We start from the raw sequence: 12768 nt of genomic DNA, 5'->3' as shown, positions 1-12768 counted from the left end.
GTACCGGGGTCGGACCCTACGGGTGCGACCCCGGAATTTGCTTCTGGGGTAAAGATTGACACTAAAGCTACGGCACCGGCAGAAACTTAATACGGATTATTCAGCACATCCATCGCGAAATACGTGAAGATCATGTCGGCGCCCGCGCGCTTGATGGCGCCCAGGGTTTCCTGCACCACGCGGCGCTCGTCAATGGCGCCGGCCTGGGCGGCGAACTTGATCATCGCGTACTCGCCGCTGACCTGGTAGGCGCCGATCGGCAGGCGCGTCACTTCGCGCAAGTCGCGGATGATGTCCAGGTAGGCGCCGGCCGGCTTGACCATCAGCGCGTCGGCGCCTTCGGCTTCGTCGATCAGCGATTCGCGCACCGCTTCGCGGCGGTTCATCGGGTCCATCTGGTAAGTCTTGCGGTCGCCCTTCAGGGTGCTGCCGGCCGCGTCGCGGAACGGGCCGTACAGGCCGGAAGCGAACTTGGTCGAATACGCCATCACGGGCGTGTCGTGGAAGCCGGCCGCGTCCAGCGCGCTGCGGATGGCCGCCACCTGGCCATCCATGGCCGCCGACGGGGCGATGATGTCGGCGCCCGCCTGGGCGGCGATGACGGCCTGCTTGCCCAGGTTCAGCACCGTGCTGTCATTGTCCACCGTGTCGCCATGCAGGATGCCGCAATGGCCGTGGTCCGTGTATTCGCAGAAGCAGGTGTCGGACATGACCACCATTTCCGGCACGGCGTCCTTGATGATGCGCGACATGCGCGCCACCAGGCCGTCCGGGTTCAGGGTGTCGCTGCCATGGCCATCCTTGTGGTGAGAAATGCCGAAGGTCATGACGGAACGCAGGCCCGCGCGCGCGTAGCGCTCCACTTCCTGCGCCAGCTTCGCTTCGGGAATGCGGCGCACGCCGGGCATGGAAGTGATGTCGATGAAGTCGCTGGCGCCTTCGTCGACGAAGATCGGCAGGACCAGGTCGCGCGGATTGATCTCGGTCTCGCGGAACAGCTCGCGCAGTTGCGGGGTCGCGCGCAGGCGGCGCATGCGCGAAGTGGGAAATTGTGCTGGCATGGTAACTGGCTTCAGGTTGAGAACGCCGGTCAGTATACGCCCATCACGCCGATCGCGCCGGGCCGTCCGGCAAAAAAGCCGCGCAGGTCAAGAAACGCCGGCGCACAGCGGCGCCGAATGGCCGCCCGGAGCGGGCACCGGCGGATGCAGCAGGGCCGACAGCTGCCAGCGCATGTCGGCCGCCAGCCGCACCAGCATGGCGCCGCGGCGGCGCGCATCGGCGCGCTTCTTCGACGGCAGCAGTTCCAGGTCCGGCATGCGGCATGGGCCGCACGGCAGGCGGTAATTGCCATCGCTGGCGGGCAGCGCGTGCAGTTCCTGCCACGCCTGGTCGTAGTCGCACGAGATATGCCGGCGCCGGCGCCAGTTCAGCGCGATGCGGTTGGCGTTGCTGACCAGGCTCAGATGGTCGCAACCAAAAAAGTCGCCGAAGTCGCGCAAGGCGGCCACCATCAGGTTTTTCGGCCGGCAGCCATGCAGCGCCCGCGTGGCGTCGCGCACGGCTTGCGCGCCCGCCGCCGAGCGCAAGCCCTGCAGCGCCCCCAGGACGATGGCGGCGCCGCCAGGCTGGGGGCGGAACAGGAAACTGGCCAGGTACAGCGAGACGCCGTCGCGCGTCAGGCGCAGGCACAGGTCGCCTTCGCGGTGGCTGTCGTGGATGGCCGTCAGCTGCACGCGGTAGGTGGCGCCATCCTTGCCCTCGATGGCGGCCAGCACCAGCGCGCGGCGCGCCACGTATTCCACCAGCGGCCGCGCGCCCGCCTGCCACAGGAAACGGTAATGCCCGCATAGCAGGTCCACGCGCGCCGCGCAGGGGAGCTGGCGGTTGGCATAGGGCCGGTAGATTTTATACAGCAGGCTGGGATGGACTTGCGCCAGTGCGGCCAGGCCCGGCGTGCCGGCGATAAAGGCTTGCCAGCGTGCCCGCTGCAGGGGAAACACCAGGGCGCCCAGCGCGGCCTTGAGGCGGTGGCCATGCTGGCGCAAAGGGCGTTGCGATGACGCGGCCGGCTCCCCGGTGGCGGTAAAAGTGTGCATGCGAACGGTTCTGCGACGGAGAGGAACAGACAATCCGCGGCAAGCCGCGGGCAGCCCGGAACAGGCGGCTGCACGCAGGCAGCCGCTCTACGCCGGGTAGAGCGGATGATAGGGGGAGCTGAAAATGAAGGGGGTTACAAGTTGGTAATGTGACGGGCAGCCACTGGCGCTGGCAACTTAGCGCAGCAGGCGCAGCCTCAGCCGCAAGCCCGGCGCCGCATCCTCGATTTCCAGGCTGCCTCCATGCAGTGCGGCGATGGCCGCCACGATGGACAGGCCCAGGCCATTGCCGGGCAAATGGCGGCTCTTGTCGAGGCGGTAGAAGCGCTGCGTCAGCTTCGGCAGCTCCTCGGCCGGCACCCCGGGGCCGTTGTCGCGCACGGCCAGCCAGCTGCCGTGATCATCGCTGCCGGCCGACACCTCCACCGTGGCGCCCCGCCCCGCATACTTGATGGCGTTGTCGACCAGGCTGGCCAGCGCGCTGCCCAGCAGGTTGCGGTCGCCGCGCGCGGGCACGCCGTCGCCATACATCTGCACCAGCAGCACGCCCTGCTCGTCGGCCGTGGCCTCGTACATTTCCACGATGTCGGCGCCGATCTGCTGCAAGTCGATGGCGCTGAAGTTCTCGGGGCGCATGCCCGATTCGGCCGCCGCGATCTGCAGCAGCTTGTCGAACACGCTGGTCAGGTCGTCGATATCGCCGATGGCCGCCTGCGCCGCGCTTTCATAGCCGGCCACGCCCTGCTGCTGGCGCAAGGCGCCATCGAGCTTGTTGCGGATGCGTCCCAGCGGCGTGCGCAGGTCGTGGGCGATGGCGTTCGAGACGTGGCGCACGCCTTCCATCAGGTGTTCGATGCGGTCGAGCATGCGGTTGATGTCGCGGCTCAGCAAGCCGAACTCGTCTTCGCTGGTCACGGGAATGCGCCGGCTCAGGTCCCCTGCCTCGATTTCGCCCGCCGTGCGGCGGATCTGGCCGATGCGCGCCTCGAGCTGGCGGCGGAACAGCCAGGCACCGGCCACCACCAGCAGGATGGCAACGCCGCCGCCATAGGCCAGCGAGCGCAGCACCAGGGCGCGGATCGACTTGCCCTCTTCCATGTCGCGCCCGACGAACAGGCGCGCGCCGCCATCGAGGTCGCGGATCAGCAGGCGCGCAGGCACGCGCCGCCCTTCGCGCGTGACGTCGCGGTGCATCAGCTGCCCCACGGGGCTGTCCGCGTCGGGCCAGGACGACAGGTTGCCGGCCACGCGCCGCCCATCGGCGCCGGTCAGCAGGAAGATCTCCGTGTCGCTGTCGGTGCGGTCCGTCAGCAAGTGGGCGATCTCCGCCATCGTGCGGCTGGCGTCGTCCGGCTGGTACAGGGCGGCCAGGCGCTCCGAGAGCAGGGTCAGCTTGCGGTCCACGCTGCGATCGAGCACGCCGATGGTGCCGAAATAGAAAACGGCGCAGACGATGCTGATGGAGACGACCACCAGCACGCCGTAGCCGAGCGCCAGGCGCGCCGCGATCGAGCGGTGCAGCTTACGCACCGTCAAGCACGCCCAGGGTATAGCCGACGCCGCGCACCGTGTGGATCAGCGGCGGAGAAAATTCCTTGTCCACCTTGGTGCGCAAACGGCTCACCTGCACGTCGATGACATTCGTCTGCGGGTCGAAATGGTAATCCCACACGGCTTCGAGCAGCATGGCGCGCGTGACGGACTGGCCCTGGTGGCGCATCAGGTATTCCAGCAGGCGGAACTCGCGCGGCTGCAGGGCGATCTGCCGGTTGGCGCGCGTCACGCGCATGGTGCGCATGTCGAGCACCAGGTCGGCCACCTGCAGCTGCGTCGATTCGGGCACGGGCGCGGCGCGCCGCAGCAGCGCCTCGATGCGCGCCAGCAGTTCGGCGATGGCAAACGGCTTCGACAGGTAATCGTCGCCGCCGCTGCGCAGGCCGCGCACGCGCTCGTCGACGCTCGACAGCGCCGACAGCACCAGCACGGGCGTGTTGCGGCCCATGCCGCGCAGGCGCGCGACGATGGCCAGGCCGTCGATTTCGCCGGGCAGCAAACGGTCCAGCACCAGCGCATCCCACTCTTCGCCGCAGGCCAGGCGCATGCCGTCGATGCCATTGTCGCAGGCGGTCACGTCGTGGCCCGCCTCGCGCAGGCCGGCACAGATATAGCGGGAAGTTTCGGCTTCGTCTTCGATGACCAGGCAGCGCACGGTGGTTCCTTGTAAAAATCGGGACGGCAAATATGCGCAGCATACGCCAGGCGCGCGCCACTTGCCAGCCCCGCCCCGCACACGGGCCGCCATGGGGGGCAGTCTGGCGAGCTTTTGCGCGCAGCCTGGCGAGCGCCGCGAAGGACAAGGCGCCTGCGCCGCCACGCACAGCGACGCCCGCGCCATGCGCCGACACGCCGGTTCATCGGTATTTTCCCGCCATTGTCCGCACATGCCAGGTTTGCAATCTTTCCCTCCATATAGCAGCGCTCCTGCGCGCCGCCGCGTGCGGCGGACGATGGCAGGGTCGGGTACAATACAGCCTCGACAATGTATGGCCGCGCCCGCGCGCGCACGCTTCCAGCGCCTTCCGGCACGCTGCGGCCAGCACCGACACCACTATCACGAGCCACTTACGAACCGCAGGCACGCCGCCACGCATGGCGCGCGCCACAGACAAGCACACAGCCATGAAATCGACCCACTCTCTCGCACTGGCGCTGGCCCTGGCCATCACCTGCGGCGGCGCCGCCGCCAAAGATACCAAGCAAAGCCTGCTGTTCGATGAAATCCCCATCGGCAGCTGGAGCACCTCGGCCGAACTGGGCGCCATCACCACCTCCGGCAATACGGTCGGCACCTCCGTCACGGGCAAGATCGACGCGCGCCAGGAGCTCGACGACTGGAGCAACCAGTACATCTTCAGCGGCTACTTCAAGGAAGATGAAACGACGAACGACGATGGCACGAAGATCCGCGAACGCTCGGCCGAACGCTTTTCCGCCTCCGCCAAGGCCGCCTACAAGCTGATGTCCGATAATGAAAAGCTGTTCGTGCTGGCCTCGCACGTGAACGACAAGTTCGGCGCCTATACCAAGTATTCGACCCTGGCCGTCGGTCATGGCTCGCGCTGGTACCAGTCGAACGACAAGAGCGTGGACGTGGAAGTCGGTCCTGGCTACTTCAGCGGCACCAACGACACGGGCGAATCGGAACACGGCCTGACGGTGCGCGGCGCGGCCGCGATGAAATGGAAGATCAGCCAGTCGGCCATGTTCACGCAGACGGTCAGCGTGGAACGCGGCACGTCGAATACCCACTCGATCGCCGAAACGGCCCTCAGCACCAAGATCAACGGCACCATGCAGATGAAAGCCGCTTTCAGCGCCCGCAACGACACGCGCGTGCCTGACGACAAGAAGAACACGGATACGCAGACCTCGCTGACCCTGGTCTACTCGTTCTGACATGCCGGCCTTGCTGATGCGGCGCCTGCGCCTGTGCGCCCTCGTGTGCGCGGCGGCGCTGCTGAGCGGCTGCGCCGCCGTCACCGTCAGCGCCATTTCGCCGGCCGACTACCTGCAGCAGCGGCGCGGCGACATCCTCACCACGGGAAAATTGAGCGCCGCGGCCAGCGAAGTGCTGCGCATCATCGGCAGCGACATCGCCGCCTGCGAGGCCAATGCGGGCAGCTGCCGCGCCGACCTGGCCCGCTCCGACCTGCTCAGCGACGAGCAGCGCCTGGCCACCCTGTCGGAACTGTGGCTGGAAAGCGCGCTGGCCGAGGAAAAACAGGGCGACCACGCCAGCGCCGAACTGCTGGCCGCCTGGCTCGAATCGGCGCGCTACGCCTACGCCTATCTGTTCTACACCGCCCGCACGCCGGGCCAGCGCGCCTTCGAGGAGCGCCAGACGCAAATCCGCGACTACTATAACTACGCCGTGCAGAAGGCCGTCGGCAATCTGTTCCGCCACCGCGGCGAATACCGCCCCGATGGCCATGTCATCCATGTCGCAGGCTGGCAGATCGACAGCGAACTGTCGGCCCTGCGCCTGCCTGCGGACGGCACCCTGCCCGAAGAGCTGCTGCCCGCCACGTCGCTGTCGTTTTCCGGCCTGCGCAATGTGTACCGGCGCGACGGCTTCGGCGCCGACCTGGTGGCCGTCATGCCCAAGCCAGCGCAGGCGAATGACATGGCGTTCCAGGAAACCCGCTTCCCCGTCGTGACGGCGCTGATCCGCTTTGAGGGCGACAGCCTGCAGGCAGTGCTGGCCACGCAGCAGCTGATGGTCATGCTGGTCGATCCCTACCGCAGCGCCACTATCCGCATGGCGGGCCAGCAACTGCCCGTGGCGGCCAATTTCACGGCCGGCTACGGCCTGTGGCTGGCCCGCTCCGGCTTCGGCGTGCAGGCGCTGCGCACCCTGTTCGGCCGCGCCGACGGCATCTCGCGCCCGCAGGTGCACCTGATGCAGCCGTACGATCCGTCGCGCCGCACCATCGTCATGCTGCACGGCCTGGCCAGCAGCCCGGAAGCGTGGATCAACGTGGCGAACGAACTGATGGGCGACGAACAGCTGCGCCGGCGCTACCAGATCTGGCAGGTGTACTACCCCAGCAACGCGCCGCTGGCCGCGAACAACGCCGCCATCCGCAAGGCGCTCGACGCCACGCTGGCGCATTTCGACCCGGCAGGCAAGGCCGATGCCGCGAACGACATGGTGCTGATCGGCCACAGCATGGGCGGCGTGCTGGCGCGCCTGATGGTCTCGAACGCCAGCAACACGCTGCTCGACGCCATCACGGAAGAATACAATTTGAAGGGCAAGAAGGCGGAGAAAGTGCGCGCCGGCCTGGCGCCCTACCTGAATTTCACGGCCATGCCGCAAGTGAACCGCGCCATCTTCATCGCCGCGCCGCACCGCGGCACCTCGTTCGCCAACCACAAGGTGGCGCGCTGGATCGCCAACCTCGTCACCCTGCCCATCACCATGCTCGACCAGTTGTCGGACGCGGCCGGCAGCCTGGCGCAGCTCGACACGGGCGGCAGCGAGCCGCTGCGCATCCCCAACAGCATCGATAACCTCAGCGACAAGGACCCGTTCGTGCGCCTGGTGGCCGACCTGCCCATCAGCCCGAAAGTGCGCTACCACTCCATCATGGGCAACGACACGCCGGACCTGCCGCTGGCGGACTCCAGCGACGGCGTGGTGCCCTACGCCAGCGCCCACCTCGAAGGCGCCCTGTCGGAAAAAGTCATCCCCTCGTGGCACAGCGTGCAGGAAAGCCCGCAGGCGATTTTGGAGATCCGGCGCATCCTGCGCCAGCCCGACACCCTGCCGTAAGCGGGCGCAGGCCGGATCGAGCCGCCATCGCGATAGCGGCGCAGCAGCGTAGGTCGGATTAGCGCATGGCGCGTAATCCGACAGCGTTGCTGGCCGCGCCCGTGGTGATGTCGGCTTACGCGCTCCGCGCTAAGCCGACCTACCCGACCGGGCCGATGACCGGGCTGTTGGCCACAGGCCGGATCGAGCCGCCGTTGCGATAGCGGCGCAGCAGCGTAGGTCGGATCAGCGCATGGCGCGTAATCCGACAGCGTTGCTGGCCGCGCCCGTGGTGATGTCGGCTTACGCGCTCCGCGCTAAGCCGACCTACCCGACCTCCCCCACCTGCACAGGTCCAGTACCTTGCCTACGCCGGCTCGCGCCACTGGTCCCTGATCTCCAGCATGGCCGGCAACTGCCCGATGAACAGTTCCAGCAGCTGCGGGTCGAAGTGGGTGCCGCTGTCGCGCCGCATGGTGGCGATGGCTTCGTCGATGGTCCAGGCGCGCTTGTACGGGCGTTCGCTGGTCAGGGCGTCGAAGACGTCGGCGATGGCGACGATGCGCCCTTCGTGGGGAATTTCCTCGCCCTTCAAGCCATGCGGATAGCCGCTGCCATCCCATTTTTCGTGGTGCGTCAGGGCGATGGTGCGGGCCATTTTCAGCAGGCCGCCCGCGTGCTCGCCGATGATGGCGGCGCCGATTTCCGCGTGGCTGCGCATGACTTTCCACTCTTCCTCATTGAGCTTGCCCGGCTTTTGCAGGATGGCGTCGGGGATGCCGATCTTGCCCACGTCGTGCATGGGCGCGGCGTTCAGCAGATCTTCCGCCTGGGCCGCGCCATAGCCGGCCGCCAGCGCCAGCTGGCGCGCGTAATAGCTCATGCGGATGACGTGCATGCCCGTCTCGTTATCCTTGTATTCGGCCGCCTGGCCCAGGGTCTGGATCACCTGCAGGCGCGAGCGGCGCAATTCCTGCGCATCCACCAGCGACAGATGCGTGCGCACGCGGGCGCGCACGATGGGCGGGCTGACCGGCTTGGTGATGTAGTCGACGGCGCCCGCGTCAAAGCCGTCCGCCTCGTCCTTCACGTCGCACAGGGCCGTGACAAAAATGACGGGAATGGCAGCCGTGGCCGGCATGGCCTTGAGCTGGCGGCACACTTCGTAGCCCGTCATGGCGGGCATCATGATGTCGAGCAGGATCAGTTCGACGGCATTGTTCTGCGCCAGCTCCAGCGCCTTGTCGCCATCCTTGGCGTACAGCAGGCGGTAATCGTCCTGCAGGATCTGGCGCAGCACTTGCAGGTTGGTCGCTTCATCGTCGACCAGCAGCAGGATCGGTTTGTCTTCGTGTAAGGTCATGTCTCGTTCCAGATCAGGAAAGCGCGGCCGGCGCGGGCGCCTCCAGCCACTCCAGCAATTGCCGCAGCACGGCCACGGCGCGCGCGAATTCAAAGTCGTCGACGGCGCCGGCCAGCGCCTGCAGGCGCTGCTGCTGGCCGTGCGGCGCCAGCATGGCGGCGATCCGCGCCATCAGCGCGTCATCGAGCTGGCCGCCTTCCAGGCTGGCCATGGCCTGGCGCAGCAAGGCGCCGGCGGCGGCGCCGTCGAGCGGCGCGGCCGCATCAGGCGTCGCGCCGGCCTGCGCGGGCAGCTCCCCTTCCAGTTCGCCGGCCAGCGCCATGAAGGCGGCCGCCAGCTGCACCAGCAATTCGGTGACGGGCAGCTGGCGCGCGATGGCTTGCTCGATGCGCCCAAGCAGGCTTTCGACCTGCACCAGGCACAGGTTGCCGGCCGCGCCCTTGAGACGGTGCAGCAGATGGCCGGCCACGCTGCTGCCGCCCCGCTCCAGCTCGGCCGCCAGCATGGCGGCGCAATCGCCGTTGGCCTGCACGAAGCGCGCGATGGCACGCTGCAGGGTCTCGCGCCCGCCCCACAGAGCGATGCCGCGCTGCCAGTCGACCTGGCCGGAGGCGGCCCGCGCCGCCGCGCCGGAGGCAGGCGGCGGCATGGCCACGGAGATATCGAGCAGGCGCGCGATTTCCGCCGTCAGCTTGTGCATCTCCAGCGGCTTCGAGGCGAAGCCGTTCATGCCCGCCGTCTGCGCGGCGCGCCGGTCCTGTTCCAGCACGCTGGCCGTCAGGGCGATGATCGGCGTCGCCTTCAGGCCCTGTTCGCGCTCGTGCACGCGGATCAGGCGCGCCGCTTCCAGGCCGTCCATGCGCGGCATCTGCACATCCATCAGGACGATGTCGAAACTGCCCTTGCCAAATTCGCGCACGGCGCTTTCGCCATCGCCGGCCGTGATCACCTGATGGCCGGCCGCGCCCAGGCTGATCAACAGCAGTTCGACGTTCTGCGGCACGTCGTCGGCCGCCAGGATGCGCAGCGGCGGCAAGGCCACTATCTGCTGCTCGCTGCGGCGCGACACGGCCTTGCCCGGCGCCAGCGGCAGCAGCACGTGAAACACGCTGCCCACGCCCAGGGTGCTTTCCACCGTGATGGTGCCACCCATCAGCTCGACCAGCTGCAGCGAGATCGTCGTGCCCAGGCCCGTGCCGCCAAAGCGCCGGCTCATCGACGAATCGGCCTGCGTGAACGGGGCGAAGATCTTGTCCAGGCGGTCGGCGGGAATGCCGATGCCCGTGTCGTGCACGGCGATGTGCACCTGCTCGCCCTGCATGCCGACGGCCACGCGCACATGGCCCACTTCCGTGAACTTGACGGCGTTGCCGATCAGGTTAGTCAGCACCTGCTGCACGCGGCGCGCGTCGCCGAGGAAAAACTGGCCCATGCCCGGATCAATGTCGACATGCAGCACCAGGTCGCGCGCATGCGCCGTGATGCGCAGCGACGCGGCCACGTGGTCGACCAGGTCCGGCAGCGAAAAGTCCACCAGTTCCAGCTCGGTGGCGCCTTTTTCCAGCTTCGCCGTGTCGAGGATATCGTTGAGCAGCTCGAGCAGCGAGCGCGCCGACTGGCGCACCGTGCCCAGGTGGCGGCGCTGCAGGCTGTCCAGAGCCGTTCCCAGCAATACTTCCGTGAAACCGATGATGGCATTCATGGGCGTGCGGATTTCATGGCTCATGTTGGCCAGGAAGCTGGTCTTCGACTCGGCGGCCAGCTCGGCGCGGTCTTTCGCCGCGCGCAGGTTTTCCTGCATGGCGCGCCGCCCGCTGACGTCGGTGGCAAATTTCACCACCTTGAACGGCTTGCCGTCCGTATTGAAAATCGGGTTGTACGAGGCCTGTATCCACACTTCCTTGCCATCCTTGCCGATGCGCTTGTATTCGGCCGCGTCGAATTCGCCCTGCGCCAGTTGCTGCCAGAACGCCGCATAGGCGGGCGACGTCACGTACGCCGGCTCGCAAAAGACGCTGTGATGCAGGCCCAGCACGTCGTCGAGCTGGTAGCCGACGAGGTCGAGGAAGTTCTGGTTGGCCGTCAGAATGCGGCCCTGCAGATCGAACTCGCACACGGCCAGCGCGCGCGAAATGGCCGTCACCTTGCCTTCGTACTCGGCGTTGCGCAACTCGCTTTCCGTGATGTCGAGGATGACGCCGTCGATCCAGCGCACCACGCCGTCGTTGTCCAGCACGGGGCCGCTGCTTTCGCGCACCCAGCGCTCGCGCCCGTCGCGGTGGATCATGCGGTAGACGTTCTCGAAATCGCGTTTTTCACTGGCCGCCTGCACGCAGGTGTCATTGACGCGCTGGCGGTCATCCGGGTGCACCAGGTCGAACACGCTGATACGGCCCTCGATGAAGTCCTGCGGCATCCAGCCCGTCAGGTTGAAGACGGCGTCGCTGATGAAGATCATCTTCCATTCGGGCGCAAAGCTGCAATGGAAGGAGACGCCGGGAATATTGCGGATCAGGGTGCGGTACTGGCGCTCGCTGTCCTTCAGCGCCTGCTCCATGTTGCGCGACGAGCGCATGTCCGTGACGAACGCCACGAACAGGGCCTGGCCCGGCGTGTCGATCTTGCCGATCGCCACGCGCATCGGCAGCACGGCGCCGTCCTTGTGGCAGCCATCGAGTTCGCGGCCGCTGTCGAGGATGCGCGAAGTGCCCGTTGCCAGGTAGTCGCGCAGATAGCCCAGGTATTGCGCCGCATCGGCCGGCTGCAGCAGCATGCTGGCGTCGCGCCCCACGATGTCGGCTTCGCGCCAGCCAAACAGCGCTTCGGCGGCCGGATTGAAGGAGCGCACCTTGCCTTGCGCATCGATGGTGATCAGGCCGTCGGCGGCCGTGTCGACGATGGCGCGCAGGCGCGATTCGCTGGCATTGGCATGGCGCAGCAGCTGGCGGTAGCGCAGCAAGCCATTCGCGGCCGCCACGAAGACGGTCAGGGTGACGGTAATGAGGGCCACGGCCAGCGCCACGAACGACGCCTGCACGGTGATCGTGTTGTCGCCCAGGGTCGGCGTGCCGGAAAAGCGCGCCGCCAGCATGCCCGTATAGTGCATGCCGGAGATGGCCAGGCCCATCACCGCGCTGCTGACCAGCAGCGAAGTCAAAGCACTCAAGCGCACGCGCAAGGCGTTCAGGCCAAAGCGTATCCACAGCGCCAGCATGGCCATGGCGACGGCCACCAGCAGCGACAGGGCGAACAGCCACGGCTGATAATGCAGCGTGAGCGAAGTTTGCATGGCGGCCATGCCGCTGTAATGCATGGAGCCGATGCCCATGCCCACCAGCACGCCGCCCACCGCCAGCTGGCGCCAGCTGATGCGCGGGCGCGCCAGCAAGTGCAGCGCCACCCACGAGGCAGCCACGCCTGGCAGCATCGACAGCAGCGTCAGGCTGGGATCAAACGATACGCGCGTGCAGATGTCGAAGGCCAGCATGCCGATGAAGTGCATCGACCAGATGCCGCCACCGAGCGCAATGGCGCCCGTGATGATGGCCGTCTGCCGTTGAAAGCCGCGCTCGCTGCTGCGCGCCATGCCGGCGATCTGCAAGGCCATGAACGAAGCAAAGATGGCGATGCCGATGGAAAACAGCACCAGCCAGTAATTGTGCGTGCCATAGATATACGGCAGCGCTGCGTCAGAGACGTCAAACATGGAACTAAACATACGGTCGTGGCATAAGTAGGGTGAAAACTAACGTCGCAAGACATGACGGCGCACCGCGCGCCGGCGCCAGGCTTTTTACTAAAGCGGCAACACAGCGGAAATGACAACGGTAGCAGTCGACCAGGGCAAGGCTCGGTCATCACGCCCGCGCCTGCCGCGCGGGGGAAAGGTGCTATTTCAGACAGAAAAAGCGGATTGCGTACGAACTCTGGCGCGGATTTCTGGCCGCCAGCGTGACGATGATTTTTTCAAGAGCCATGAGTATAGTTGCTTT

At 67.0% G+C, this 12768-nt stretch carries 8 protein-coding genes; 2 read left to right on the top strand and 6 right to left on the bottom strand.

Features of this window, described 5'->3' with window-relative positions; all coding sequences use genetic code 11:
* Positions 1-86: 86 nt before the first annotated feature.
* From hemB to ACZ92H_RS14620, 4 genes are all read right to left on the bottom strand, one after another.
* Positions 87-1061, bottom strand: a complete 975-nt coding sequence (gene hemB / locus ACZ92H_RS14635) for a porphobilinogen synthase (RefSeq protein ID WP_131368966.1) — start codon at positions 1059-1061, stop codon at positions 87-89.
* Between the two features lie 87 nt (positions 1062-1148).
* Entirely contained in the window at positions 1149-2099 is a 951-nt protein-coding gene (locus ACZ92H_RS14630) for a VirK/YbjX family protein (RefSeq protein WP_465049920.1), read from the bottom strand.
* A gap of 177 nt (positions 2100-2276) precedes the next feature.
* Complete coding sequence (locus ACZ92H_RS14625; RefSeq protein ID WP_465049919.1) at positions 2277-3629, bottom strand: sensor histidine kinase; 1353 nt, start codon at positions 3627-3629, stop codon at positions 2277-2279.
* Positions 3622-4308 (bottom strand): winged helix-turn-helix domain-containing protein, encoded by a 687-nt coding sequence (locus ACZ92H_RS14620; RefSeq protein ID WP_131368963.1) that lies wholly within the window; start codon positions 4306-4308, stop codon positions 3622-3624. Before ACZ92H_RS14620 ends, ACZ92H_RS14625 begins: the two co-directional genes overlap by 8 nt.
* Positions 4309-4778: 470 nt before the next feature.
* Here ACZ92H_RS14620 and ACZ92H_RS14615 point away from each other — a divergent pair, with 470 nt between their 5' ends.
* Both ACZ92H_RS14615 and ACZ92H_RS14610 read left to right on the top strand, forming a co-directional pair.
* Complete coding sequence (locus ACZ92H_RS14615) at positions 4779-5555, top strand: DUF481 domain-containing protein (protein ID WP_131368962.1); 777 nt, start codon at positions 4779-4781, stop codon at positions 5553-5555.
* A 1-nt stretch (position 5556) separates the two neighbouring features.
* Positions 5557-7434 (top strand): esterase/lipase family protein, encoded by a 1878-nt coding sequence (locus tag ACZ92H_RS14610; RefSeq protein ID WP_465049918.1) that lies wholly within the window; start codon positions 5557-5559, stop codon positions 7432-7434.
* 346 nt (positions 7435-7780) lie between these two features.
* On the opposite strand, the gene ACZ92H_RS14605 is transcribed toward ACZ92H_RS14610, so the two are convergent.
* Both ACZ92H_RS14605 and ACZ92H_RS14600 read right to left on the bottom strand, forming a co-directional pair.
* A complete protein-coding gene (locus ACZ92H_RS14605; protein ID WP_465049917.1) occupies positions 7781-8776 on the bottom strand; it encodes a response regulator in 996 nt (331 codons plus the stop codon).
* Positions 8777-8789: 13 nt separating this feature from the next.
* Entirely contained in the window at positions 8790-12482 is a 3693-nt protein-coding gene (locus tag ACZ92H_RS14600; RefSeq protein ID WP_465049916.1) for a PAS domain S-box protein, read from the bottom strand.
* Between the last annotated feature and the right edge of the window lie 286 nt (positions 12483-12768).

Source organism: Janthinobacterium foliorum, assembly GCF_978021625.1.
The sequence above is the reverse complement of the archived record's forward strand: the minus strand, read 5'-3'. Positions and strand labels throughout refer to the sequence as shown.

Bases quoted from the DNA above. Each gene is read 5' to 3' on its own strand.
- hemB (WP_131368966.1), bottom strand. From the start codon at position 1,061: ATGCCAGCACAATTTCCCACTTCGCGCATGCGCCGCCTGCGCGCGACC.
- ACZ92H_RS14630 (WP_465049920.1), bottom strand. From the start codon at position 2,099: ATGCACACTTTTACCGCCACCGGGGAGCCGGCCGCGTCATCGCAACGC.
- ACZ92H_RS14615 (WP_131368962.1), top strand. From the start codon at position 4,779: ATGAAATCGACCCACTCTCTCGCACTGGCGCTGGCCCTGGCCATCACC.
- ACZ92H_RS14610 (WP_465049918.1), top strand. From the start codon at position 5,557: ATGCCGGCCTTGCTGATGCGGCGCCTGCGCCTGTGCGCCCTCGTGTGC.
- ACZ92H_RS14605 (WP_465049917.1), bottom strand. From the start codon at position 8,776: ATGACCTTACACGAAGACAAACCGATCCTGCTGCTGGTCGACGATGAA.
- ACZ92H_RS14600 (WP_465049916.1), bottom strand. From the start codon at position 12,482: ATGTTTGACGTCTCTGACGCAGCGCTGCCGTATATCTATGGCACGCAC.